The organism is Saccharopolyspora soli, assembly GCF_022678645.1.
GTDB classification, from domain to species: domain Bacteria; phylum Actinomycetota; class Actinomycetes; order Mycobacteriales; family Pseudonocardiaceae; genus Saccharopolyspora; species Saccharopolyspora soli.
This window is the reverse complement of the sequence record NZ_JALBWV010000003.1, coordinates 16597-41934: the sequence shown is the minus strand read 5'-3', so window position 1 is coordinate 41934 and position 25338 is coordinate 16597. Positions and strand designations below refer to the sequence as shown.

The 25338-nt window shown below is 69.1% G+C and carries 23 protein-coding genes and 1 tRNA gene; 12 read left to right on the top strand and 12 right to left on the bottom strand.

Annotation, left to right across the window (positions count from 1 at the left end):
- Positions 1 to 239: 239 nt before the first annotated feature.
- Positions 240 to 764, bottom strand: coding sequence for a M15 family metallopeptidase (locus MOQ72_RS03020; protein ID WP_242180412.1), 525 nt, complete (start codon positions 762 to 764; stop codon positions 240 to 242).
- Positions 765 to 982: 218 nt separating this feature from the next.
- On the opposite strand from MOQ72_RS03020, the gene MOQ72_RS03015 reads away from it, so the two are divergent.
- Positions 983 to 1396, top strand: a complete 414-nt coding sequence (locus tag MOQ72_RS03015) for an ester cyclase (protein ID WP_242180411.1) — start codon at positions 983 to 985, stop codon at positions 1394 to 1396.
- A gap of 96 nt (positions 1397 to 1492) precedes the next feature.
- Entirely contained in the window at positions 1493 to 2068 is a 576-nt protein-coding gene (locus MOQ72_RS03010) for a TetR/AcrR family transcriptional regulator (protein ID WP_242180410.1), read from the top strand.
- A gap of 6 nt (positions 2069 to 2074) precedes the next feature.
- Here the strand turns inward: MOQ72_RS03010 and MOQ72_RS03005 are convergent, their stop codons facing one another.
- From MOQ72_RS03005 to MOQ72_RS02995, 3 genes are all read right to left on the bottom strand, one after another.
- Positions 2075 to 2962: a formylglycine-generating enzyme family protein gene (locus MOQ72_RS03005; protein WP_242180409.1), complete on the bottom strand. Its 888-nt coding sequence runs from the start codon at positions 2960 to 2962 to the stop codon at positions 2075 to 2077.
- A 54-nt stretch (positions 2963 to 3016) separates the two neighbouring features.
- Positions 3017 to 4660 carry a thiamine pyrophosphate-binding protein gene (locus tag MOQ72_RS03000; protein WP_242180408.1) on the bottom strand — a complete coding sequence of 548 codons (1644 nt, stop codon included), beginning with the start codon at positions 4658 to 4660 and terminating at the stop codon, positions 3017 to 3019.
- A gap of 206 nt (positions 4661 to 4866) precedes the next feature.
- Positions 4867 to 5868 carry an ABC transporter substrate-binding protein gene (locus MOQ72_RS02995; RefSeq protein WP_242180407.1) on the bottom strand — a complete coding sequence of 334 codons (1002 nt, stop codon included), beginning with the start codon at positions 5866 to 5868 and terminating at the stop codon, positions 4867 to 4869.
- A 60-nt stretch (positions 5869 to 5928) separates the two neighbouring features.
- On the opposite strand from MOQ72_RS02995, the gene MOQ72_RS02990 reads away from it, so the two are divergent.
- A complete protein-coding gene (locus MOQ72_RS02990) occupies positions 5929 to 6849 on the top strand; it encodes a siderophore-interacting protein (protein ID WP_242180406.1) in 921 nt (306 codons plus the stop codon).
- Between the two features lie 3 nt (positions 6850 to 6852).
- Here the strand turns inward: MOQ72_RS02990 and MOQ72_RS02985 are convergent, their stop codons facing one another.
- On the bottom strand, positions 6853 to 8094 hold the full coding sequence (locus tag MOQ72_RS02985) for an NAD(P)/FAD-dependent oxidoreductase (protein WP_242180405.1): 1242 nt from the start codon (positions 8092 to 8094) through the stop codon (positions 6853 to 6855).
- Positions 8095 to 8345: 251 nt separating this feature from the next.
- Between MOQ72_RS02985 and MOQ72_RS02980 the strand changes: the two genes are divergently transcribed.
- Positions 8346 to 9326 (top strand): sigma-70 family RNA polymerase sigma factor, encoded by a 981-nt coding sequence (locus MOQ72_RS02980; RefSeq protein ID WP_242180404.1) that lies wholly within the window; start codon positions 8346 to 8348, stop codon positions 9324 to 9326.
- A 16-nt stretch (positions 9327 to 9342) separates the two neighbouring features.
- Here the strand turns inward: MOQ72_RS02980 and MOQ72_RS02975 are convergent, their stop codons facing one another.
- Entirely contained in the window at positions 9343 to 10131 is a 789-nt protein-coding gene (locus MOQ72_RS02975; RefSeq protein WP_242180403.1) for an alpha/beta fold hydrolase, read from the bottom strand.
- A gap of 87 nt (positions 10132 to 10218) precedes the next feature.
- Entirely contained in the window at positions 10219 to 11403 is a 1185-nt protein-coding gene (locus tag MOQ72_RS02970) for an acyl-CoA dehydrogenase family protein (RefSeq protein WP_242180402.1), read from the bottom strand.
- Positions 11404 to 11720: 317 nt separating this feature from the next.
- Here MOQ72_RS02970 and MOQ72_RS02965 point away from each other — a divergent pair, with 317 nt between their 5' ends.
- Positions 11721 to 13088 carry an MFS transporter gene (locus MOQ72_RS02965; RefSeq protein ID WP_242180401.1) on the top strand — a complete coding sequence of 456 codons (1368 nt, stop codon included), beginning with the start codon at positions 11721 to 11723 and terminating at the stop codon, positions 13086 to 13088.
- A 10-nt stretch (positions 13089 to 13098) separates the two neighbouring features.
- On the opposite strand, the gene MOQ72_RS02960 is transcribed toward MOQ72_RS02965, so the two are convergent.
- Positions 13099 to 14037: a LysR family transcriptional regulator gene (locus tag MOQ72_RS02960; protein WP_242180400.1), complete on the bottom strand. Its 939-nt coding sequence runs from the start codon at positions 14035 to 14037 to the stop codon at positions 13099 to 13101.
- Positions 14038 to 14433: 396 nt separating this feature from the next.
- On the opposite strand from MOQ72_RS02960, the gene MOQ72_RS02955 reads away from it, so the two are divergent.
- From MOQ72_RS02955 to MOQ72_RS02930, 6 genes are all read left to right on the top strand, one after another.
- A tRNA-Sec gene (locus tag MOQ72_RS02955) sits at positions 14434 to 14527 on the top strand.
- A 56-nt stretch (positions 14528 to 14583) separates the two neighbouring features.
- Positions 14584 to 15585 carry a selenide, water dikinase SelD gene (selD, locus tag MOQ72_RS02950; RefSeq protein WP_242180399.1) on the top strand — a complete coding sequence of 334 codons (1002 nt, stop codon included), beginning with the start codon at positions 14584 to 14586 and terminating at the stop codon, positions 15583 to 15585.
- Between the two features lie 261 nt (positions 15586 to 15846).
- Positions 15847 to 16812 carry an ABC transporter substrate-binding protein gene (locus MOQ72_RS02945; RefSeq protein ID WP_242180398.1) on the top strand — a complete coding sequence of 322 codons (966 nt, stop codon included), beginning with the start codon at positions 15847 to 15849 and terminating at the stop codon, positions 16810 to 16812.
- 57 nt (positions 16813 to 16869) lie between these two features.
- Complete coding sequence (locus MOQ72_RS02940) at positions 16870 to 18033, top strand: LLM class flavin-dependent oxidoreductase (RefSeq protein WP_242180397.1); 1164 nt, start codon at positions 16870 to 16872, stop codon at positions 18031 to 18033.
- On the top strand, positions 18030 to 19397 hold the full coding sequence (locus MOQ72_RS02935) for an NtaA/DmoA family FMN-dependent monooxygenase (protein WP_242180396.1): 1368 nt from the start codon (positions 18030 to 18032) through the stop codon (positions 19395 to 19397). The genes MOQ72_RS02940 and MOQ72_RS02935 overlap by 4 nt, the downstream gene beginning before the upstream one ends.
- Before the next feature lie 25 nt (positions 19398 to 19422).
- Entirely contained in the window at positions 19423 to 20565 is a 1143-nt protein-coding gene (locus MOQ72_RS02930; RefSeq protein WP_242180395.1) for an MsnO8 family LLM class oxidoreductase, read from the top strand.
- A gap of 53 nt (positions 20566 to 20618) precedes the next feature.
- On the opposite strand, the gene MOQ72_RS02925 is transcribed toward MOQ72_RS02930, so the two are convergent.
- The gene (locus MOQ72_RS02925) at positions 20619 to 21362 is read right to left on the bottom strand and encodes an SDR family oxidoreductase (RefSeq protein ID WP_242180394.1); all 744 of its coding nucleotides are present in this window, start codon (positions 21360 to 21362) and stop codon (positions 20619 to 20621) included.
- Positions 21363 to 21531: 169 nt separating this feature from the next.
- Here MOQ72_RS02925 and MOQ72_RS02920 point away from each other — a divergent pair, with 169 nt between their 5' ends.
- A complete protein-coding gene (locus tag MOQ72_RS02920) occupies positions 21532 to 22437 on the top strand; it encodes a LysR family transcriptional regulator (RefSeq protein ID WP_242180393.1) in 906 nt (301 codons plus the stop codon).
- A 9-nt stretch (positions 22438 to 22446) separates the two neighbouring features.
- Here the strand turns inward: MOQ72_RS02920 and MOQ72_RS02915 are convergent, their stop codons facing one another.
- From MOQ72_RS02915 to MOQ72_RS02905, 3 genes are read right to left on the bottom strand one after another with little or no spacing between them, the layout of a single operon-like run.
- Entirely contained in the window at positions 22447 to 23256 is an 810-nt protein-coding gene (locus tag MOQ72_RS02915) for an ATP-binding cassette domain-containing protein (protein WP_242180392.1), read from the bottom strand.
- Positions 23256 to 24248 (bottom strand): ABC transporter permease, encoded by a 993-nt coding sequence (locus MOQ72_RS02910; RefSeq protein ID WP_242180391.1) that lies wholly within the window; start codon positions 24246 to 24248, stop codon positions 23256 to 23258. Before MOQ72_RS02910 ends, MOQ72_RS02915 begins: the two co-directional genes overlap by 1 nt.
- Complete coding sequence (locus tag MOQ72_RS02905) at positions 24245 to 25252, bottom strand: substrate-binding domain-containing protein (RefSeq protein ID WP_242180390.1); 1008 nt, start codon at positions 25250 to 25252, stop codon at positions 24245 to 24247. Before MOQ72_RS02905 ends, MOQ72_RS02910 begins: the two co-directional genes overlap by 4 nt.
- Positions 25253 to 25338: the final 86 nt, after the last annotated feature.

Sequence of the window (25338 nt, the reverse complement as noted above, 5' to 3'; positions counted from 1 at the left end):
CGGAACCTCAGACGCCGCCTCGCTGTGGGATCCCCGACATCATGTACTTCCAATTCGCAGTTTCACTGCACTGTCGTGGCTGTCCTCGCGAGACGACTCCTGAGAACCCGCGGCGGTGCGAGCTGAGTCCCACACCGCAAGCGGCTACGCCGCTCAAAAACAGACGATAAAGGCTGTCTTGAAGTGACGTCTGCGAGTGCTGCCAACAAGCCTGCGGGCTTGTTGGCAGCACCGGCGTTTCAGCCCGCTGCGTCGGAGCGCTGAGCCGGGCACTGCCCGCCCGGACTGGTCAGCAGCTCGAAATGCCACATCTCGTTGGCGTACGCCTGGCAGAGCCCGTAGTCGGAACCGTGTTGGATGAGCCAGTCGTCCGCGTCGGTCGGGTTGATGTCCACCGCCTTGCCGGACACGTGGGTGGACTTCTCCGGGTCGTTGACGTATTTCCTGGCTTCCGCCAAGCTGCCGTACTTCTCAACGGCCTCGTCGAGCAAGCGCTGCTGGTACTGCTTGCTCCGCCAGCCGGACGCGACGACGAACTCGACACCGTCCGCCCGCGCATCCTCGGCGGCCTCCTGCACCGCTTTCAGCAGCGCGGGGTCGAGCCTGCCGACGGCCGCGTACCCGGTGTCGAACGGAGTGACCTTCCGGTCCTCCGGAAGGCTGCCGTCGTCGTGCTCCGACGCCGTCGCCGTGACCGAGACACCGGCGCACGCCGCCAACGCCGCGGTCAGCGCACCGGCGAGGGGCATCAACAACCACCGCACCCCGCCACCAGCCTGCCTGGTCCCCGTTGTCAATCCCGGCCGTCCTCTCAACGCCGCCAATCTCGAACACCAGCAACGGTGCCGCTGTCATGTCCTGGCCCCGCGCGGAAGACGTGCGCGTTCTGTAACAACCGCAACAGCGCAGGTGGGGCGCTGGACGGGAGTTGCGGCGGCAAGTATGTTTGACAGTAGTGTCAAACAAGCTCGGGAGAGATCGAGTGGGGCACCGGAATTCGGTCGAGATCGTGGAGGCGTTCTGGGAGGCGGTCTGGAACGGCCACGACCCCGACGCGGTCGACCGGTTCGTGGTCGAGGACTTCGTGATCACCAACGCTGGCGAGGACATCGTCGGCAGGGAGAACTTCAAGACGTGGATCGCCGCCTTCCTCGACAAGGTCCACGATCTCGAACTTGAGGTCATCGAAACCTTCCAGAACGAGGACGGAAGCCGGGTCGCATCCAGGTGGCGGCTGCACGGCAAGAACAACGGCGTGCTCGGCACCGAACCCGACGGGCAGCAGATCGCCGTCACCGGCACCGCGGTCTGGGCGGTGCGCGAGGACGGCAAGTTGCTGCACAACTGGGTCGAACGCGCCTCGTGGGAGTTGTTCCAGAAGCTGACCTCGGCGTAGCCGGACCCCGCCTCGGGCTGCGCGCGACGCGGGATCGAACATTGCGATGTGCGGATCGACGAGTCGCACATCTCCGGTCGAGGTGGATGGGGACAGATGGCGGGAGTGCGTCGTTTCGACGAGCAACAGGCCCTCGGCCGCGCTCTGGAAGTTTTCGGGACACGCGGTTTCCGCGCGACGTCGATGCTCGACCTGGCGGCGGCGACCGGCGTGCAGCGCGGGTCGCTCTACCACGCGTACGGCGGCAAGGAGGAGATCTTCCTCCGCGCCTTCCGCAGCTACGCCGACCAGTTCCTCGCCGGTGCCGCGGAATCGTTGCGCGAGCCCGACAAGCGGAGCGCGCTGCTGGCCTTCTTCGACTACTGCATCCGGTCGATCACCCTCGGACGCCCCTCCAGGGGATGCCTGTCGACTCGCACGGCCATCGACGCCAGCATCGAGGCGCCGCAGGTCGAAGCCGTGGTCCGCAAATTGCTCGACGCCCTAGAGGAAACCGTCCACCACGCGCTGACCACGATCGACGACCAAGCGGCGCTCGCCGTCGACCCGCGCGACGCCGCCCGGTTGGTGGTCACCACGACCAGGGGCATCGCCGTGATGGAGCGCGTGCACCACGACCGCGAGCAACTGGCGAACATCGCCAAGACCCTCGTCGACTCCCTGGTCCAGTAGCCGCGGTCAGACGTCGGCGGCGGTGCGGAAACCCAGGTTTCCGCTGGAGCTGTCGGGCGTGTTCGCGGTGCGGGCGGCGACCCGGTAGCGGTTGCAGTACGAGTCGTGGCACAGGTACGACCCGCCGCGCATCGCCCGGCCGGTCTGCCCTGGATCGAACCAGTCGGCACACCATTCCCACACGTTGCCCGACACGTTGTACAGGCCGAAGCCGTTCGGTTGGTAGGCGTCCGCGGGCGCGGTACCGAGGTAGCCGTCTTCCGCGGTATTGCGCACCGGGAAGTTCCCCTGCCAGATGTTGCACCGGTGCTCCCCGCCGGGGGTGAGCTCGTCGCCCCAGGGGTACCGCGCCTGGTCCAGCCCACCTCGGGCGGCGTACTCCCACTCGACCTCGGTCGGCAACCGCCGACCCGCCCACCTGCAGTAGGCCATCGCGTCATGCCACGAGATGTGCACGACGGGGTGGTCCCACCGGTCTTCGACGGTGCTGCCGGGCCCTTCCGGCGCACGCCAGTACGCCCCGGACACGCCGCACCACCACGGTGTCTGCTGCGGTCGCGGTGAACTCTTCCGCAGCTGACCCGGCACGAACTTGGCGAACACGTAGGTCCAGCCGAACGTCTCCGCCTCGGTGCGAAACCCGGTCGCGTCCACGAACTCGGCGAACCGCGCGTTCGAGACGCAGCAGGCGTCGATCGCGAACGGCGCGACGGTCACCGCACGCACCGGCCCCTCGTGGTCCTCGGGGAAGCCGTCTTTGTCGACTGTTCCCATCCGGAACGTCCCGCCGGGCAGCACGACCAAGCCCTCGGAGTCGGCGGCGCGAGCCGGACGCACGTCCTGAGCTGGGCCGGAGTGCGCGGCGGAACGAGACGGCGGACAACACTGGGACACGCTGGGACACCTCCTACTCCACGGTCCAAAGTAGGCGACTTGCCGGAACCGCTCTCAGTGCCCGAAGGCTTCCGCGAGCCACCAGGAGCCGGAGTTGGTGGTGACCTTGGCGTCGATGACCATCGGGCACCGGCCGGGATCGTCCACCCAGTCGTTGAGCGGGGCGAGGTCTTCGCGGCGGGTCACGGTCAGCGCCTGGTATCCGTACCCCCTGGCGATCGCCGCCAGATCGCTGTCCGGGAAGCGCACTGCGCCAAGCGGCGCGCCGCTGTCCGCGAAGTGGTGGACTTCCGCGCCGTACATGGCGTCGTTGTAGACGATCACCAGCATCGGCAGCCCCAGTCGACCGACCGTCTCCAACTCGGCAATGCCCATCAGGAACCCGCCATCACCGCAGGCCGCGACCGGCAGCCGATCCGGACGGGCCAGGGCAGCGCCGATGGCCGTGGACAGCCCTAGGCCCACCGATTGGAACGCCTGGGTGAAGCAGAAGCCGTTCTCGTCCGGGACGTCGAGGTACATGCTCGGATAGCCCATGAAGTTGCCGGAGTCCACCGAGACTGTGCGCTCTCGCGGGAGAATCCTGTTGATCTCCACGGTCAGGGTTCTGGGATCAATGCGGCCGTCGGCGCTTTCATCGTCGAAGGGGACCTGCTCCCACCGGCCCTGTCGCTCGATGCGGGCCCGGACGTCGGCGGTCCGATATCCCGCCCGCAGAGCACCGCGCCCCGCGAGCGACGTGGTCACCACCCGCGCGGTTTCTGCCACGTCACCCCAAAGTCCGAGGTCGACCTGGCGGTGCCGACCAATGGCGGTTCGGTCGATGTCCACTTGGACGACGGCGCAGTCCGCACCGATCAACCGGCCGTGCCGCATCGTCCACATGTTGAGTCCGCATCCCCAGCCAACGATGAGGTCGGCACCGGAGATCAGCTCCGCGGCGAGTGGTGTGGAGAAGCCGCCAGCCACGTCGATGTTCCAGGGCTCGCCGTTGAACAGTCCCCGAGCGACCGCCGACGTCGCCAACACAGCGCCCGCTTGCTCGGCCAGCGCCAGCAGCGCGGCACGAGCCTCCGGAGACCTCGCGCCCCGACCTGCCACGAAAACCGGCCGTCGAGCCTCTTCGAGCAACGTCGCGAACCGCTCGACCTCGGCGTCGGCCGGGCTGGTCGGCCCGACGACCACCCGCCTGTCGGTCGGGATCGGCTGGTCCGGAAGTTCCTGGTCCTGGATGTCGATCGGCACGTTCAGCACGACGGTGCGGCGTTGCTGGGTGCATACCTCGTAGGCTCGCGTGACGTCGGCGACGGCTGTGGCAGCGGACCGCACGCGCAGCGGAACGGCGCCCAGCGCCCTGGCGATCTCGCCCTGTTCGACGAAGAAGTTGGAGGTGGGTTCGGTGGCCTCCGGAGCGAGCACGAGGAGCGGGGTGCCGCTCTTGGCGGCTTCCGCCACCCCGGTCAACGAGTTGGTGTATCCGCAGCCCTGGTGCACGGACAGCACGCTGACCTCGCCCGTGAGACGCGCATACGCATCCGCCATCACCGCGGCACCGCCTTCGTGGCGCGCTGCGACGAACTTGACACCAGCCGTGATGAGCGCGTTGGTGTAGTGGAAGTTCGCGCTGCCCACCACGCCGAACGCAGTTCGCACCCCGAGCTGGTGCAGTACCTGGCCGATTGCTTCGCGCACGTACATCCAGTTCCCTCCGTCGAGGTCGCACCCATGTGCGGGCCCGACCCGACGACGATCCTCGACAGCTGCGCGAGGTCGTGCAACTGAGCCAGTCCGTGCTTCCGGGCGCCCAGCGGGAAGGCGACCGATCCGTGAGGATACCTCCGCCAACGACCGAACCGAGCGGACGTGCCGCCGATGCCACCGTCCACATCGGACTCCGCTGTGGGTCAGCGGGCCAACTGGGCCTCCAGCTGATCGGCCAATTCGGTCATGATCCCGGCATAGCTCGCGTAACTCATCGGCGCGACGGCGTCCCACGCCACGAAGCGGTTCGCGGCAGCCGCCGGATGCGACGCGAACACCGGGTTCTGCTTCATCTGCTCCGGTTTCATCGACGCGGGCCGGGCATCCCACAGCAGGACGTCGCCGGGGTAGGCGTTGGCCTTCTCCCACGACAGCCGCTCGAAGTAACCGCCACCGGCGACGTCCGGGTGCTGCGGCGTGGTGATCGGCAGGCCCAGTTCCTTGACGTAGTAGTCCAGATCGGGGTTGCGCGCCGGAACCACCACGAAGTACTCGTCCTTGGTACCGCCCACGGCCAGGATCGACTTGCCCTCGGCCCGCATCCGCGCCCCGATGTCGCGCAGCCGTTGCGCCGCGGCGTTGAACCTGTCCTCGTCGTCCTTGACCCGCGCCGAGTCGACGTCGCCGCCGAGCGCGCGAGCCAGTTCCTTGTACTTGGCGATGGCTTCGGGCAGCGCGATGCCGGACTGCTGGACGCCGACCGTCGGCACGATCCGCTTGACCATCTCCTCCTGGTCCTGGACCAGGTGCCACAGCCCGGCGAACTCCGCGTACTTGCCGCTGACCAGCAGGTCGGGGTGCAGTGCGGTCAGCCGTTCCAGGTTCACCTCGCCGTAGCCGGGCCCGGTGACGTCGGTGACCTGGCGGGGATCGATGCTGCCCGCTTCCGGCTCGGTCGAGCCGTCGTCGCGCACCAGCGGGCCGAAGGTGCCGACCACGTTGACACCGAAGTCCTTGAGCGCACCGGCCGCCGAGACCTGCGCGACGATCCGCTCCGGGCGCCCAGCCGCGTTGACGGTGATCCCCCGATCATCGGTGTAGGACCAACCGGTGCCACCCTGGTCGCCCTGACCAGGCGAGGCGCATGCCGATAACGCACCGGCGACGACGAGCGACGCGGCAGCGGCTCGGATTTTGTGACGCACACCAACCTCCCATTTTCGTAAGGCTAGGCTAACCTAGCACCTGATCTCGGGAGGTTTCCGATGGCAGGTACGCGGACCGGGCACAAGCCCGTATACCGGTTGTTCCCCGTCGAAGTGGCGCGGGTGCGGCGACTCGGCCCCAGCTTCGTCCGGCTCACCTTCACCGCCGAGTGCCTGAGCGATTTCGGCGCGGGCGGCGTCGACCAGCGGATCAAGCTGGTGCTCGCGCAGCCCGGCCGCACCCTGGCGGACTTCCCGAACGGACCGGACTGGTACCAGCAGTGGTTGGCGCTGCCCGACGAGATCCGTCCCGTCCTGCGCACCTACACCGTCCGCTCCTACCGGCCCGAACCCGCCGAACTCGACATCGACTTCGTGCTGCACGGCGGTCCGGGTGGGCACAGCGGGCCTGCCGCCACGTGGGCCGCGACGGCCCGCCCCGGCGACGAAATCGGCGTGCTCGGCCCGGACCGGCCGGGCACCGGACGCATGTGGGGCTGCGAGTGGGCGCCGCCCGCATCGGCCAGCCACCTGGTGCTGGCCGGTGACGAGACCGCGGTGCCCGCGGTCGCCTCCATCGTCGAGACCTTGCCGCCGTGCGCTCGGGGCATCGTCTGCCTGGAGGTGCCCGAGGAGCACGACCGGCAGGAGTGGGCCGTGCCCGACGGGGTCGAGGTGCGCTGGTTCCCACGCTGCGCGAGCGCACCGCACGGCAAGTTGCTGGAGGAAGGCGTCGCCGCGGCGCTCGACGAGTTGCACCCCCGGTCGCGTGGTGGCGTGGCGGACCTCGACGAGGTCGACGTGGATGCCGCGACATTGTGGGACGTGCCCGCGGACGATGCCGCACCCGGCCAGTTCTACGGCTGGCTGGCGGGCGAGGCTGCCGTCATCAAGCGGCTGCGCCAACTGCTGGTCCGCGACTACGGCATTCCGAAGCAGGCCGTCGCGTTCATGGGCTACTGGCGCCACGGCCACAGCTGACGGTCAGCGCAGCGGATCGAAGGGCCGCAGCTGCGCGGGCGTGCTACCGGTGACGATCCGTTCGGCCAGCAGCTTCCCGCTGATCGGGCCGAGCGTGGCACCCCACATCCCGTGCCCGCCCGCGACGTAGACGCCCGGCAGTCTCGTCGGCCCGAGCACCGGCAGCCCGTCCGGCGTCATCGGACGCGGCCCCACCCACACGTCCCGCAGATCCGACCAGTCCACACCGGACAGCAGCGGCCGCACCGATCGCACGATCGCTGCGACCCGCGCGGGTTGCAGCGGGTCGTCCGGGTTGCGGAACTCCATCGTTCCGGCGATGCGCAGCCGTCCCTGGTACGGGGTGCATGCCACCCGCGCGGCCGGTAGGTATATCGGAGTCTCGGCCGGTTCTTCGGTCGCGACGCTGAACGAGTACCCACGACCTGCCTGCACCTGCGGGCGCACGCCCAGCCGCCGCGCCAGTTCCGGCAGCCACGCCCCGGTCGCCACCACCACGACATCGGCCCTTTCCGGCGGTCCGGTGAACGTCTCCACGGCGATGCCACCCGGCCCGTGCCGCAGGGCCCGCACCTCGGCGCCGGACACGATCCGCCCGCCGCGCTCCCGCACCGAATCAGCGAGCGCCTGCACGAACGGACCGGGCTCGAAGTGCCGCTGGCCATCGATGCGCAGGACCTCGGTGATCTGCCCGGACAACTGCGGAACGTGCGGTTCCTCGATCCGCTCGTAGTGCACGTCGAATCCGGCGCTGCGCACTTCGTCCAGTTCGTGCAACAGCTCCACGCTGTGCGCCGATCCCGCGAAACCGACGACGATCGGACCGTTGCGCGTGCTCGCCGCGACGCCGCCCGCCGTCAGCTCGTCGAAGGTCTCCAACGCCAACCGGTTGACCGGCACCAACGCCGCCATCGAACGCCGCCATGCCCGCGGCGTGCAGCGGGCCGCGAACTTCGCCAGGAAGGTCAGCACCGCGGGGTCCGGGCGCAACGGCACGTGCAGCGGCGCGTTCGGATCGCCCAGCGACCGCACCGCCGAGGACAGCACACCGGGCTCGGCCAGCGGTACCGCCATGCACGGCGTCAGCCATCCCGCATTGCCCCACGACGCGCCCGCCGCGACCCCGCTGCGGTCGAGCCCCACCACCTCCAAGCCGTGCTCCTGCAAGAACCATGCCGTGGACAACCCGACCATCCCGGCCCCGACCACCACGGCACGACGCGGCGCGAGCGCGCGAGAGTACATCCCACCCCTCCTCGGACATCCGGATCGAGAAGATCCAACCGCTGCCCGGTGATCCTGCCCCAGCCGCCCGCGCTGTCGCACCAGCCTCGCCGACGCCGCTCAGCAGAGCTCGCATTCCGGTGCTGGATCCAGGTCCGATGACACCGGTTCTGTCGGTGGGTTCGACTACTGTCGAGATTGACCCGTTCGGCTGGCTCGTGCACTGAGCGGAGTCCCAAAATCACAGGTATGGCAGCCGGAAGGGCACAGCTATGACCACCTCAACGATGGTCGACGACGATTTCGTCGCGCAGGCCGACCCGTTTCGACGGGAACTGCTGGCGCACTGCTACCGGATGCTCGGCTCGCTGCACGACGCCGAGGACCTGGTGCAGGAGACCTACCTGCGGGCCTGGCGCGCTTACGACCGGTTCGAGGGCCGGTCGTCGCTGCGCACCTGGCTGTACCGGATCGCCACCACCACCTGCCTGACGGCGTTGGAGAACCGCAAGCGCCGACCGCTGCCGACCGGCCTGGGCGGACCCGCCGACGACGCCGGCGGCGAACTGGTCGAGTCGTCCGAGGTGCCGTGGCTGGAGCCGATCCCGGACGCCATGATCGTCGACGACCACACCGATCCGGCGACGATCGTCGGCGTGCGGGAGAGCACCCGGCTGGCGTTCGTCGCGGCCCTGCAACACCTGCCCGCCCGGCAGCGCGCGGTGCTGATCCTGCGCGAGGTGCTGAAGTGGAAGGCATCCGAGGTGGCTGACGCACTCGGCACCAGCACGACAGCGGTCAACAGCATCCTGCAACGCGCCCGCACCCAGCTCGACCAGGTCAAGCCGTCGGAAGCGGACACCGCCGAATCGCTGACCGCCGAGCAGCAGCAGTTGCTGGACCGCTACGTGGCGGCCTTCGAGGCCAAGGACATCCAAGCCATCGTGCAGCTGTTCACCGCGGACGCGGTCTGGGAGATGCCGCCGTTCCTCACCTGGGTGCGCGGTGCCGAGCAGATCGGTCGCCTGGTCGACGCGCAGTGCCCGGCCGGGCCGGACGACATGCGGCTGCTGCCCGCCCACGCCAACGGCCAGCTCGCCTTCGGCGTCTACATGCGCGAACCCGACGGCGAATTCCGGCCGTTCCACCTGCAAGTGCTGGACTTCGAAGGTGCCGCGATCAAGCACACCGTCGCGTTCTTCGACGTCAGCCTGTTCCCGGCCTTCGGCCTGCCCGACATCTACCCGCGATGAGCGGCACCGGATGCGGCTAGCGGAGCGGGTGCTCGGCTAGGAACCGCAGCACCGCACCGGAGGCCTCGGCCTGCTTCTCCTCGAAGTACGCGTGCCTGGCGCCGTCGATGTAGCGCAGCTCGGCACCGGGGATTCGGTCGGCGATGATCGCGGCGTTGCCCACCGGGCTGAAGATGTCGTCGGTGCCGTGCAGCACCAGCGTCGCAGCGGTGAACCTATCCAGCACCGCCCAGCTGTCGTGGTCGTTGCTGGCCCGCAGGTGCCCGCGGCGGGCGTGGCCGGGCATCGGTCCGCCGAGCGTCACGTACGGACCGGGATGGGTCCGCACCCAGCCCGGCGTGTACATCAGGTCGATCAGGGCCTCGCGCGCGGCCTCCGCCGACGGCTGCGCCAGCGAGCGGGTCACCTCGGCGTCCGCGCGCAGCCCGTGCGCGCCGCCGACCGAGGTGCAGCCGAGGACCAGCGCACCGACTCTGCCAGGGTGATCCACAGCCACCCACTGCGCGACCTTGCCGCCCATCGAAGCGCCGTAGACGTGCGCGCGGGCGATGTCGAGTTCGTCGAGGATGCTGATCACGTCCGCGGCGAAGCGGCGGACGCTGTACTCCGCGTCCTCGGGCTTGTCGCTGTGCCCGGTGCCGAGGTAGTCCAGCACGACGGTCTGGTAGCTGTGCTCGAAATCGGCGTGCACGTTGTCCCACCAGTGATGGGTGTTCGCCTGTCCGCTGAGCAGCACCAATGGTTCGCCCGAACCGCGCACCTGGTAGTAGATCTTGGCTTCATCGGTACTCGTCGCGAACGGCACGCCAACATCCTACGACCGCCGAAGCGGCGCCAGGTGGCCGAAAGTCGCCCCGATCACAACGGGCCGAGTCCACAGCGGACGGATCGGTCAACCGTCCTCGCGGACGAGGCGGAAGTGGACCCACCGCTCCTTCTCGGCCAAGCCAGCCAATTCACGGCCGCAGGACTGCCGGATGGTCGCCGAGGAGCTGATGTGCTGCGTACCCGCGTGCACATCCCGGAACAGCCGTTGGATCACCCCGGACCGCAGTGCGATGGTGCCCGCTGACCGGTACGCGAACTCCGCGACCGCCTGCATCGACCAGGTCGCGTTGTTGAGCGCGAGGCGGTTGAGCGTCTCCTGCCGGACGCTGGGGTGGTCACCGCGGTCCTGGGTGCGTTCGATATCGCGCCAGGCATCGAAGAGAAGTGCTTCGGCACTGCGCAAGGTGGCTTCCGCTGTCGCGTACTCGCCGTGGAACGCGTCACCCAACCCCCGGCCAGTGCTCCTGACGAAGGCCGCGAGTTCGTCGAGCATCCGCCTGCCGACGCCGAGCGCCCACGAACCGTGGTTGATGCTGGCCAGGTTCCCGATGCCGAGCCGGTACAGGTCGCCGCCGGTGACCGGTTCCCGGCTCAGCGACGGGTAGCTGTATCCGATGGGTACGAACACCTCGTCCAGCACGTAGTCGAGGCTTCCGGTCGCACGCAGTCCCAGCACTTCCCAGTTGTCGATGATGGTCGCCTCCGCGATGGGCAGCACGAAGAAGCGCGACTGCCCGGTCACCGCGTCGATCGCGGCGGTGTGCACGTGCGTGGCGTGCTTGATGCCCGACGCGAAGCTCCACTCCCCGCTGACCAGGTGCCCGCCGTCGACCGGCACCGCACGACCGGGTTTGGTGCCCTGCCCGGCGATCGCCGTTCGGGAACCCTCGGCGAACAGCTCGCGCGCGGTGTCCGCGGGGAAGAACGCACCCGCGAGGCCGGTCGCGGTCGCCAGGGCCATGCCCGCCCAGCCCGCTGACGGGTCGGCATAGGACAGCGCGCGGATGAGTCGCATGGCGTCGGTGGGTCGCAACTCCAGTCCGCCGAGCTCTCTCGGCAGGAACATCTTCACCGCGCCTACATCGTGCAAAGCCGACACGACCGCGTCGTGCAGCACGCCTTGCTCGTCGCTGCTCGCGGCATATTTGTCCAAGAGGCCGTACAGGCTTTCCGCGGTGCGGACGATCTCGTCCGGGTCGATGGCCGAACCGGCGTCACCGGTACCGGAACGCGACAAGACCTCGTTCATTCACACTCCCCTGATCTGCCCCGGACCGCCGTGCGAAGGTGACGCGGCGTGCTGGATTCGACAACGTGGTGCAGCCAGAAATTAGGCGCGATTTCCCCGGACCAGCAAGGTGCGCCAGCGTCATCGCTGATGGTTGTTCGTGCGCACTGATGGCCGACGGTGATCAGGCCCGCGGTTATTCCCGCAGGTGCTCAATCGAATCCAACAGTTATTGGACTACGTCGGGCCCGCCACCGAATCTGAGACGCATCGCAGCGCCCGCGAACCGCAGCGGTGCACGGGAAGCAGGTGGGCGATGAGCGGACAAAGGAGTTCGAATGCCCCAGGCGGAAATCGACGTTCGCGAGGAGCTCGACCAGGCCAGCATGCGGCCGCTGCACTGGTGGGTGGTCGTGCTGGCGCTGCTCGCGATCACCATCGACGGCTACAACACGATGGTCACGCCGTACGTCATTCCGTTCGTCCAGCGGACCTGGGAACTCAGCGGCGCCGAAAGCGGGCTGCTGGTGTCCTCGGCGCTGGTCGGGGTGATGGTCGGCTCGCTGGGCCAAGGGGTGATCGCCGACCGGATCGGACGCAAACCCACCCTCATCGCCGGGCTCGTCATCTCCGGCGGGTTCAGCGTGCTCACCGCACTGCTCGTCGATTCGCTCGCCGGTTTCGTCGCACTCCGGTTCCTGACCGGTATCGGTCTCGGCGTGATCATGCCGTTGTGCGCGGCCTACATCAACGAGTTCCTGCCCCGCAACCTCCGGCACCGCATCGCGACGATCTCGCTGGCCGGATTCGCCGTCGGCGGGATCATCGCGCCGGTGCTCGGCATCGTGCTCGCCCAGGACCTCGGCTGGCGGATTCTGCTGCACATCGGCGGTCTTTCGGTGCTCCTGGGCATCGGTTACCTCGCCGTGTTCCCGGAATCGGTGGAATACCTCGCAGCGCGCGGGAGGAATCGCGAGGCGATCAGCCTGCTGTCCCGGCTTCGACCGGACCGGGCCGCCGCGTACGCGCAAGCGGGCGGCGGCATTCGGACGGCAGGTGAACAGCGAACGCGACGCGCCTGGCTGATTCCGCTGGGCCGCGGCTACCTCGTCACCACACTCGCCCTGTGGGCAACGTCGTTCTTCGTCCTGTTCGACAATTACGGGCTCATCACCTGGGCACCGAACATCATGCTGGCGCGCGGTTACGGCTTCACCGGCAGCCTGTTCTTCGCCATCTCCTTCGAGCTGTGCTCCATCGTCGGCGGGTTCGCATGCGGTTACGTCGCCGACAAGTGGTTGCCGCAGCGGATCTCGATGATCGTCTGGCTGGTCCTCGGTTCGCTGAGCGCGGTGGTCCTGGTGACCGTGACCGACCCGCTCATCTCCCTGATTTCGGTCAGTGCCACCGGATTCTTCATCGCCGCCGTGCTCTACCCGCTGAACAACGTGACCGCGATGAGCTATCCCGTCAACGCGCGCAGCACCGGCGTGGGATACATGCTCGGGGTCGGCCGGTTGGGAGGCATCCTGGGGCCGTACATCTGCGGTGCGTTGCCGGGAGCGTCCGTGGTGTTCATCGCCACCACGATCGCCGGGTTCCTGGCCGCGGCCAGCATGGTGTTCTACGGACACGAGGAGCGGACGGGCCAGCGCATCGACACGGTGCCGGAAACCGCCGTGGCGACAGGTCACGTCCCGGACTGAGCCGCTGGCATCAACGGCAACCAACTTCCGGCAAGCGCCCCGTCGCGCCGGTGGCCGAGCCGGGCGCCGCTGGTTCCCAGGGACGCAGGGCCAGGAAATTCTCCAGGATCGCCGGTTTGCGTCCCGCGTGGTAAAGCGCGCCCATCGTCAGCGTCGGTGCCGGGCCCGTGATGTCGCGGTAGACCACGTTGCGCTGCGCCGTGATCCTGGCCGACGCGGGCGCGAAGGTGATGCCGAGCCCGGCGGCGGTCAGGCCGATGGCCACCGACGTGCTGTTGACCTCCTGAGCCAGTCGCGGGCTGAATCCGGCGTTCACGCAGGTGGTGACGTAGTAGTCGTGCAACTCCGGCTCGACCTGCCTGGCGACGAAGATCAGGTCCTCGTCGGCCAGGTCGCCCAACATCACGGTGGCGGCCGTCGCCAGGCGATGCCCGCGGGGCACGACCAGCAGCACCGGTTCCTCGGAGACCGGTTCCGTCAACAGGTCGGGCCGCTCGGCGACGGGCAGCCGGGTGAAGGCGAAATGCATGCTCCTGCTGGCGACCTTTTCGATCGCGGCCCGGCTGGTGGCCTCGCTCAAGGTGATCTTGACCGCGGGATAGTGCTGCCGGAACCGGCGCAGCGAGCGGGGCAGCAGGTCCGCCAGTGCGGGGTGGATGAACCCGATGTTCAGCCGCCCCACCTCGCCCCGGCTGATCGCTTGCGCCCGCTGCATCGCGCCGTTGGTGTGCGCGAGGATCTCGATCGCTTCCTGGAGGAAGCTCTCCCCGGCCTCGGTCAGGGCGACGTGCCGCCGGTCCCGTTGCAACAGCTCGATGCCCAGTTCCCGCTCCAATGCGGTGATCTGCTTGCTCAACGCGGGTTGCACGATGTGCAGCTTCTCCGCCGCCCGGCGGAAGTGGAGTTCTTCGGCAACCGACACGAAATAGCGAAGATGACGTAGCTCCATTGCCTGCCCCTCTCCGGGCCCCGTTGCCGGTGCGACGTGATCGCACGTGCGAAATTACGTTCACGCCGCTGTTTCCGCCATGACATCTTGCCATCCGCCGTGATTCCCCAAGGGAATCAGAGCCCCGCACGCGAAACACCACTTGCCATGCGGCCCGCAAGCAGTCGTGAGTGCACAACCGGGCTGGAGCGAACCGCATCTTGTGGCACCACAGCGTGACGGGAACGGAGTGAAGGGCACCTCCTACCAAGTAACTGGGTAAAAGGTGCCCTTCACTCCTCACCCGCCTGGGGTCGTGAGTGGATAGCCGGGCTGGAGCCCGGTTGCGCACTCACGACCAGCCGTCGGGTGCTCGTCGTCGCGTGCCTCGGTTTGGTCGGAACTAGAGTGGTCGTCGGAGACGTTTGGGCGCCTGGTGGCCCCCACGGCCTTCAAAGCCGATGGCACCGAGCACCTCGGTGCGGCGGGTTCGATTCCCGTCCGTCTCCGCTGGACCAGCACCCGGCTCCCCTGCCGCAGCGGGGTCGCGGTGCTGTAATGCAGGGCATGGCCGGGTCCGAATCGATTCGTCTGACCCAGTACGCGCACGGCGGCGGGTGTGCCTGCAAGATTCCGCCCGGCGAGCTGGAATCCGTCGTCGACGGGCTGGCCGCCGCCATCGCGCGGCCGAACGCTGAGCTGCTCGTGGGCTTGGACACCGGCGACGACGCGGCCGTGGTGCGCGCCGATGGCGGACCGGGAATCGTCGCCACCACGGATTTCTTCACCCCCGTGGTGGATGATCCCTACGACTGGGGCCGCATCGCCGCCACGAACGCGCTGTCCGATGTGTACGCGATGGGCGGCGTTCCGATCCTCGCGGTCAACCTGCTCGGCTGGCCGCGCGACGTGCTGCCGTTCGAACTGGCCGCCGAGGTGCTTCGCGGTGGCCTCGACGTCGCCGCGCTGGCGGGTTGCCACGTCGGCGGTGGGCACAGCGTCGACGACCCCGAACCCAAGTACGGCCTGGCGGTCACCGGGCTGGTCGATCCGGATCGGCTGCTGCGCAACGACACCGCGCAGCCGGGACTACCGCTGTCACTGACGAAACCGCTGGGCATCGGCGTGCTCAACACCCGGCACAAGAGCACCGGGCAGCGCTTCGAGCAGGCGATCGAGGCGATGACGACGCTCAACCACGACGCGGCGCTGGCGGCCTTGCGGGCGGGCGCGGTGTGCGCCACCGACGTCACCGGGTTCGGCCTGCTCGGCCACCTGTTCAAGACGATGCGCGCGTCCGGCGCCGCCGCCGAGATCGACATCGCCGCCGTGCCGTACCTCGACGGCGCGCGGGATGCGGTGCGCGCGGGCTTCGTCAGCGGCGGAACCCGTCGGAACCTCGCCTGGGTCCGCGACCACCTCGATCCCGGCTTGGCGTCGGAGGAAGACCTGCTGCTGCTCGCCGACGCGCAAACTTCTGGTGGGCTGCTCGTGGTCGGCGAAGTTCCCGGCGCACCGGTGATCGGCCGAGTGCTACCCGCGGGCCCGGCAACGATCTCGCTGCGCTGATCCGACGGCGCGCCCACATCGTGGGCAGCCGCGGTGATCCGTTGACGCTCGCTGGTAGCGCTTCTAGCGTGCTAGTCATGGCTCAGTCGGTGCAGTTGGTCACCAGGGACCACGTCGACCTCCTCCGGGTCATCGCCGCCGCCTGTCCGCGGCGCTGAGCATACGCAGTCCGGCACCGTTCGCCGAATCGTTCCTCTCACCCGGCCGTGCCGTTTTTGTTCCACGTGCGCACTTTTTCCGAACTAGGAGCACCCGAACCACATGACCACGCTGTCCCGCAGGCAAGTTCTCCGCGGTGGCCTGCTCGCGGCATCCGCACTCCCCTTGCTGGCCTGCGCGCCAGGCGCCTCCGAACAGACCGGGCAGCCCGCGAACCTGCGGGTCGCCGACCAGAACGGCGGCTACCGGTCCCAGCTCACCGCGTCGCAGGCGCTGAACGGGACGTCGTACCAGGTGCAGTGGTCGGACTTCCCCGCCGCGCAGCCCCTCCTGGAAGCGATCCGGGCGGGCGCCTGCGACGTCGGGATCGCCGGTGACGCGCCGACCTTGACCGCATTCGCCGCCAAGGCCCCGATCAAGGTCATCGGGGTGCTGCACCGCAATCCGACCGGCACCGCGATCCTGGTGCCCGCGAACTCCCCGGTGGCCAGCGTCACGGACCTCCGCGGCAAGTCGATCAGCCCGACCACGCGCGGCAGCATCGGCCACTACCTCGTGCTCAAGGCGCTGGAACGCGATCGACTCGCGCCGGATTCGGTGACCTTCAACTTCCTCCAGCCGACCGAAGCGCGCACCGCGTTCGAAAGCGGCAACATCACGGCTTGGTCGACCTGGGATCCCTACACCGCTGCCGCGCAGGTCAGCGGTGCCAGGGTGCTCACCACCGCCGAGGGGTTGAGCGCTGGGCACACCTACCTCGTCGCGGCCGAAGAAGCGCTCGAAGACCAGGCGAAGCGCGCGGCGCTGGCCGACCTGGTGGGCCGCTACAAGCAGGCGTGGGATTGGACCAACGCCAATCGCGACGCCTACGCGAAGATCTACGCCGAGAACACCGGGATCTCCCCGGCGGCGTCCGAACTGATCCAGAACCGCAGCCCGTTCACCGCCGTCCCGATCGACGATTCCGTTGTCGCGGCACTGCAAGCGGTGGCCGCGGACTACCGCCGGGCCGGTTTCCTCCCGCAGGAGGTCAACGTCGACCCGCTGTTCGAACGATCGTTGGCTTGACCCAACACTGTGGACACCGCCGTCCCAGTGCCCACCGCTGGCCGGAAGGACCTGCCCATGGCAGCACAGCAGAAGTTGCACCTCGCGGTGGCGCTGGACGGCGCCGGTTGGCATCCCGCCGCATGGCGGGCCGAAGACGCGCGGCCCGGCGAACTGTTCACCGCCGGGTACTGGGTCGATCTGGTGCAGGAGGCCGAACGCGGGCTGCTCGACTTCGTCACCTTCGAAGACGCGCTCGGGCCGCAGTCCAGCCGGGCGGACGGACCGGACGACCGGACCGACCAGGTGCGCGGCCGACTCGACGCGGGGCTGATCGCCGCCCGCGTCGCGCCCCGCACCGAGCACATCGGCCTGGTGCCCAGCGCGGTGGTCACCCACACCGAGCCGTTCCACGTCTCGAAAGCCGTCGCCAGCCTCGACTACATCAGCACGGGCCGGGCCGGGTGGCAGGCGCAGGTGTCCGGCCGCCGCAGCGATGCCGCGCACTTCGGCCGCCGTGACGTGCACGCGGCTGAGCTCTTCGACGAAGCGGCCGACTACGTCGAAGTGGTGCGGCGGTTGTGGGACAGCTGGGACGACGACGCGGAGATCCGCGATGTCGCGACCGGCCGGTTCATCGACCGCGACAAGCTGCACTACATCGATTTCGCCGGGAAGTGGTTCAACGTCAAGGGACCGTCCATCACGCCTCGACCGCCGCAGGGGCAACCGCTGGTGACCGCCCTGGCCACCGACTCCGCCGGGCACCGGTTCGTGGCAGGCTCCGCCGACATCGCGTTCATCACCCCGCACGACGCCGAACAAGCGCGGATCATCGAAAGCCGCATCCGCGCCGAGCAACTGGACGCCAGGCGGGCGGCGGACACCCTGCACGTCTTCGGCGACCTCGTCGTGTTCCTCGGCGAGCACGCGGCCGACCGGAAGGCCCGGCTGGACGAGCTCGACGGCGCCGAGTACACCTCGGACGCACCGGTGTTCACCGGGACCGCAGCCGAACTCGCCGACCGGCTGCTGTCCTGGGCCGAGGCCGGTCTGACCGGATTCCGGTTGCGGCCCGGCACCATTGCGCACGACCTGACCGCGATCACCCGAGACCTCGTCCCGGAGTTCCAGCGGCGCGGGGTGTTCCGCACCGCCTACGAAGCCCACACGCTGCGCGAGCGGTTCGGCCTGCCGCGTCCCGCCAGCCGCTACGCCGTCACCGCCGGAGGACACCAGTGAGCAAGCAGATTCATCTGGCCGCGCACTTCCCGGGCGTGAACAACACCACGGTGTGGAGCGATCCGGCTTCGCTGAGCCAGATCGAGTTCTCCTCGTTCCAGCACATGGCCAGCACCGCCGAACGCGCGAAGTTCGATTTCCTGTTCCTCGCCGAAGGATTGCGATTGCGGGAGCACGCCGGGCAGATCTACGACCTGGACGTGGTGGGCCGCCCGGACACGTTCACCGTGCTGGCCGGGCTGGCCGCGGTCACCGAGCACCTCGGACTGGCGGGCACGATCAACTCGACGTTCAACGAGCCCTACGAAGTGGCCCGGCAGTTCGCCAGCCTCGACCACCTCTCCGGCGGCCGGGCGGCCTGGAACGTGGTCACCTCGTGGGATGCGTTCACCGGGGAGAACTTCCGGCGCGGCGGCTTCCTGCCCGAGGACCAGCGCTACGAGCGCGCCCAACTGTTCCTGCGCACCGCGCAGGAACTCTTCGACTCGTGGCACGGCGATGAGATCGTCGCCGACAAGGCCACCGGAACCTTCCTCACCGATCCGCTAGCGGGCAGCTTCGAGCACCACGACTCGCACTTCGACATCGCGGGTCGGTTCAACGTGCCGCGCAGCCCGCAGGGCCGACCGGTGATCTTCCAGGCCGGTGATTCCGACGCGGGTCGCGAATTCGCCGCCTCATCCGCCGACGCGATCTTCACCGGGCACGCCACCTTCCAGGCGGGCAAGGACTTCTACGCCGACGTCAAGGGCCGACTCGCCCGGCACGGCCGGTCGCGCGACGAACTGCTGGTGTTCCCGGGAACTTCCGTCGTGCTCGGCGACACCGACGCGGAGGCCCAGGAACGCGCCGACCACATCCGGCACCAGCAGGTCAGCCCGCAGACCGCCATCCGCTTCCTGGAACAGCTGTGGAACCGCGATCTCAGCGAGTTCGACCCGGACGGGCCGCTGCCCGCCTTCGACCCCCAGGTCGGCACCGACACCATCACCAAGGGCCGGGCGAGCACCCGCCGCTTCCGAGATCCGCTCGACACCGCCCGGCAGTGGCGGGAACTGGCCGAAGCCAAGAAGCTGTCCATCCGCGAACTGATCATCGAGGTGACAGCACGGCAGTCGTTCATCGGCAGCCCGGCGACCGTGGCCGAGACGATGAACCGGTTCGTGCAGGAAGACGCCGCCGACGGCTTCATCCTCGTCCCGCACCTGACTCCCGGCGGTCTCGACGAGTTCGCCGACACCGTGGTACCGCTGCTGCAGGAACGCGGCGTGTACCGCACCGAATACCCCGGCTCCACGCTGCGCGACAACCTCGGGCTGGCACCGCTGCAAAACCCCCGGCGCAGCACGAGAACCGCGTCATGACCAGGCCAGCTTGGAGGTCGCGCTGATGCCCACACCGCTGTCGATCCTCGACCTGTCGCCCATCGTGTCCACAGGCACCGCGGCCGACGCCCTGCGCAACACCATCGACCTCGCGCAGCGAACCGAACACCTCGGCTACCACCGGTACTGGGTGGCCGAGCACCACCTGACGCCGGGCGTCGCCTCGGCGGCACCGGCGGTGCTGATCGCGCTGGTCGCCGGCGCGACCAGCCGGATCCGGGTGGGCTCCGCCGCCGTGCTGCTGGGCCAGCACGCGCCGCTGGTGGTCGCCGAGCAGTTCGGCACGATCGCGCAGCTGCACCCCGGCCGCATCGACCTCGGGCTGGGCCGGTCCGGGCCCGGCCGGGCCCGCGACATAGTGCGCCGGTTCGTCGATCCCGGTGACGGTCCGGCACCCGAATCGAAAGTGGTCGACGGACTGCTGATCCCGCCCAAACCCCGCGCGCTGGCCAAGTCGAAGAGCTTCCTGACCCGCATCGAGGAGCAGCAACACCTGCTCAGGGTCGGCGAGCGCGGCGAATCGACCCTGGATTACCGCAGCCAGGTGGAGCACGTCATCCGGTTCATCCGCGGCGATTTCCGGACCGCCAGCGGCAGATCCGTACAAGCCGTGCCCGCTGAGGGCGCCGACCTCGACGTCTGGATCCTCGGCTCCAGCGCCGGGGAGAGCTCGGCCACCGCGGGCTCGCTGGGCCTGCCGTTCGCGGCGAACTACCACGTCAGCCCGTCCACGGTGCTCGAAGCGGTGGCCGCCTACCGGCAGGACTTCACCGCCTCCGCCAGGCTGGAGCGGCCGTACGTGGTGGTGTCGGCGGACGTGGTGGTCGCCGACACCGACGCGAAGGCCCGCGAACTGGCCGCGCCCTACGCGCCGTGGGTGCACAGCATCCGCGCTGGCGACGGCGCGATCCGGTTCCCCAGCCCGGCGGAAGCCGCCGAATTCGACTGGACCGACCAGGCACGCGAAATCGTCGCCGACCGGGTCGACACGCAATTCGTCGGCACCCCGGAGGCCGTGGTGCGCAAGCTGACGACGCTGCGCGACGCCACGGATGCCGACGAACTCGTGATCACCACGATCACCCACGACCACGCCGACCGAGTCCGCTCCTACGAACTCCTCGCCAAAGCTTGGGAAGCCGCATAGGTCGTGAGTGCGCAACCGGGTTGGAGCCCGGTTGGGCACTCACGACCACACGCCTAGCCGCGGCCGATGAACGGCATGGCGGTGGCGGTGATGGTCAGGAACTGGACGTTGGCCGTCAGCGGCAGGCTCGCCATGTAGAGCACCGCCTCCGCCACGTGGTGGGCGTCGAAGGTCGGCTCGGGGCGCACCGATCCGTCCGCCTGGACCGCGCCGGTTGCGATGCCCGCAGTCATCTCGGTGGCGGCGTTGCCGATGTCGATCTGCCCGCAGGCGATGCCGTAGGCCCGGCCGTCCAGCGAAATCGACTTGGTCAGGCCCGTGATGGCGTGCTTGGTCGCGGTGTAGGCGACGCTGCGGGGTCGCGGGCTGTGCGCGGAGATCGAGCCGTTGTTGATGATCCGGCCGCCCTGCGGGTCCTGGTCCCGCATGATCCGGAACGCGTGGTGCGCGCACAGGAACGAACCGGTCAGGTTGACCTGCACGGTCGCCTGCCAGTCGTCGGGGGACAGCTCGCCCACCGAGCCGGGCGCACCGAACGAGCCCGCGTTGTTGACCAGCAGGTCCAGCCGCCCCCACTCGTCGCGCACCCCGTCGAACAGCGCGGCGACCGAATCGGGCGAACCGACATCGGTCGGGATAACGCTGGCTGCGGTGGAACCCCGTGCGGTCTCCCGCAGCGGCTCGGGCCGCCGACCCGCCAGCGCCACGTGGTATCCCGCGCCGAGCAGCGCCTGCGCGATCTCCCGCCCCACGCCCGATCCGGCGCCGGTCACCACCGCGACTCGCATGTCGCCCATCAGCCCTCCCATCCGTGACTGCTCAACCGTCACATTGATACTCCAGCCGGGATGGCCCGCCGACCGCGCGTCAGCGGACCCCGAGCGGGATTCGCCAGGCTCCCCCGCCGTCCGGGGAAAACGTCAACACAGGTGGGACACTTTCTCTGATAACGGTAAGATTTCGTGCATGATTGATCCGACCCGGCTGAGCCTGCTGGTGGCGCTGCACGAACGAGGCACGTTGCACGCAGCCGCGTCGGCGTTGCACATTTCGCCGTCCGCTGCTTCCCAACAGCTGGCCACGCTCACGAAAGAGGCGGGCGCGCCGCTGACCGAAGTCGACGGGCGACGCCTGCGCCTGACCGAATCCGGCCGCGTCCTGGTCGACCACGCCTACGCGCTGCTCGCCCACATGGAACGCGCGCTCGGCGACGTGCAGGCGGCCGCCAACGGCGCGTTGGGGCAGCTCTGCGTCGGCGCCGTCCCGTCGCTGATCCCGACCCTGCTGATCCCGGCGGCGCGAGCGGTCCGCGAGCAGTATCCACGGCTGCGGGTCGGCATCCACGAGATCACCATGCCCGACTGCCTCGATCGGCTCTGCAACGGCGAACTGGACGTCATCGTCTCGGTGACGGCGAACGTCGCGCTCGCCGACGACGATCCGCGATGCACCCGCGTCGAGCTCGGCACCGAGGAGTGCTGCCTGGCCGTTCCCGCGGACCATCCCATCGCGCAGCGCGGAGCCGCCGACCTGGCGCTGCTGGCCGATCAGGACTGGATCAGCACGTTGGCTGGCGACACCTGCGACCAACTGCTGCATTCGGCGTGCGCAGCCGCTGGCTTCCAACCCACCGTGCGGCACCGCGCCAGCGACTGGGCCGCGGTGATCGCGCTGGTCGAAGCGGGGTTGGGGGTTGCGCTGGTGCCGCGCTCCGCGCGCCTACCGGCCACGGAGGCGGTGACCACCGTCGCCACCACCGGACATCCGGTGCAGCGACGCATCCACGCCGCGATCCGCCGGGGTACCGAAACCCGGCCAGCTGTCGCGAACTTCCTGACCGCGCTCAAGTCCGCCGCGCCGCAGTCCCGGTGACGCGGCGGGCTATTCCCCCAGACCGGTCCGGACTGCCGCCGGAACCTCCTCCAGCTCGCCGTCAGCACCGATGCGCAGCGCGCCCGTGATCAACCCCACCACCTGGTTCATGGTGTGGCTGCGGGGCGTCACCACCCCGACCCGCCGCCCGAGCCGGTGCACGTGGATCCGGTCCGCGATCTCGAACACCTGCGGCATGTTGTGGCTGATCAGCACCACCGGCAGCCCGCGCTGCCGGATCCGGTCGATCAGCGCCAGCACCTTGCCCGACTCGGCGACCCCGAGCGCCGCGGTCGGCTCGTCCATGATCACCGCTTTGGTGCCGAACGCCGCCGCTCGCGCGACCGCCACGCCCTGCCGCTGCCCACCGGACAACGTCTCCACCGGCTGGCTGATCGACTTCACCGCGATGCCGAGCTCGTCGAGCACCCGTTGCGCCTCGGCCCGCATGCCCGCCTGGTCGACCTTGCGGAACACCCGTCCCAGCAGGCCCGGATGCCGTTTCTCCCTGGCCAGGAACATGTTCGAGGCGATGTCCTGCGCCGGTGCGAGCGCCAGGTCCTGGTACACGGTCTCGATGCCGTAGCGGCGAGCGTCCAGCGGGCCGCGGAAGTGGACCACCTCGCCGTCCACCGCGATCTCGCCCGCCTCCGGGAGCAAGGCACCGGACAGCGCCTTGATCAGGCTCGACTTGCCCGCCCCGTTGTCCCCCACGACCGCCAGCACCTCGCCGGGGTAAACCTCGAAGTCGGCACCGTCGATGGCGGTCACCCGGCCGTAGTGCTTGACCAGGCCGCGGGCGGAAAGTGTTGGCACCATCAGCTCTTCCTCCTCGCCACCCGGTCCACCACCACCGCGGCGATCACCAGCGCCCCGGTCGCGACGTCCTGGTAGAGCGCGTCGACGCCGAGTTGGGTCAGCCCGGAGCGCAGCACCGCCACGATCAGCGCCCCCATCATCGTCCCCAGCACCGAACCCCGGCCGCCGAACAGGCTCGTCCCGCCGAGCACCACCGCGGTGATCGAGTCGAGGTTGCCCAGCTGGTAGGCGTTCGGGTCGGCGTTGGGCACCCGACCGAGCGCCTGCCACGCGGCCAGGCCGAAGATCACCCCGGCGACGAGGTAAACCGACAGCAGGGTGCGGTTGACCTTGATGCCGGACAGCCGGGCCGCCTCCGGCGCGTTTCCGACGGCGTAGACGTGCTTGCCCCAGGCGGTCTTGGTCAGCGCGTACCAGACCACGAGGTACATCAGCAGTGCCAGCGTCATGCCGTAGGTGATCTCGATGCCGCCGAAGAGGTAGCGGCGGGTGCCGAGCCAGGTCAGCAGCGGATCGGTGGTCGGTACCGCCTCGCCATCGGCGAACAGCTTGGCCACCGCGGTGAGCATCGTGAGCATGCCCAACGTGACGATGAACGGCGGCAGCCGCACCTGCGTCACCAGCGAACCGACCACCGCGCCGATGACCGCGGTCACCGCGATTCCCAGCAGCAGCGCGACGAAACCGGGCGTTGCGCCGAGGGCCAGCTTGGCCATGATCAGCGTGGCCAACACCGCGGCGGAGGCGTTGGCGAGGTCGATGCCGCCGGTGAGGATGATCAGTGTCTGCCCGAGCGCGAGTGTGCCGATCACCAACGACTGCTGCACCACCAGTGACAGGTTGTCCGGGTTCAGGAAGGTGTCGGTGAACACCGAGAACACCGCGATGGCCACGACCAGGGCCAAGGCGGGACCGACTGCCGGTGCGCGCAACAGGAACTCGCGAACGCCCGGTCGCTCGTCGACCTCCGACTCGGGAAGCGTTGTCGTCACTTGTCTCCCCAGCAGTTCTGCTCGCCCCAGGCCACCGTTTCACTGCGCACGCCGGGCATCGGCTGGTTGCTGATCAACACCGAGCCGGTGTCGTGGAAACCGGTGGGCTTGCGCTGCGTCTTGGCGTATTCGACGGCGGCGTCGACGCCCAGCTGCGCCATCTTGTCCGGGAACTGCATCACGGTCGCCCGGATCTGCCCGGCGGCCACGTTCGCCACGCCCTCGCAACCGCCGTCGATGGACGCCATCACCACCGACCCGGCCAACCCGCGCGCCTGCAACGCCGCGTGCGCGCCGCGCGCGGTCGGCTCGTTCATCGTGTAGACGACGTTGATGTCGCTGGTGCGGGCCAGCAGGTTCTCCATGCCCTGCTGGGCCAGGTTCTGGTCGCCGTTGGCGTTCTGGGTGCCGAGGATTTCCGGTGCACCTTCGGGCAAGCCCATCCCAGCGAGGAATCCGTTGTGCCGCTGAGTGTTGACGGAGGCGCCTGCGGTGCCGTCGATCATCAGCAGCTTCGGCGGTGCGCTCCCGAGGGCGGCTTTGGCGTAGGCGCCCTGCTGCCGACCGGCCTCGAAGTTGTCGGTGGCGAAGGTGGCGTCCACCGCCTCGGCCGGTTCGGTCGCGGTGTCCAGGGCGATGACCATGATCCCGGCCTGCCGGGCGCGGGCGATGGCGTCCAGCACGCCGGTGGACGAGTTCGGCGTGATCAGGATGGTGTTCACGCCCTGCTGCATGAAGTTCTCGATGGCCCGCACCTGACCGTCGTTGTCGCCGTCGAACTGCCCGGCCAGCGCGATGAACTCGGCGCCCTTCGCGGTTGCGGCGGCCTGCGCGGACGCGCGGAGGTCCACGAAGTACGGGTTGGTGTCGGTCTTGGTGATCAGGCCGATCTTGGCCGTGCCGTTCGCGGTCGCCGGACCGCCGCCCCATTCCCGTTCGGCCGAACACCCCGCGGCGGTCAGCGCCAGCAGGGTGACCACGATCGTCAGGCCACGTTTGAACATGGTGTCCTCCACATTGAGGGCGGCGCGAAGCCTTCTCGGCAGAACCGATCAACACCGGCATCGTAGGAATCGCGCCGTACCCGGAC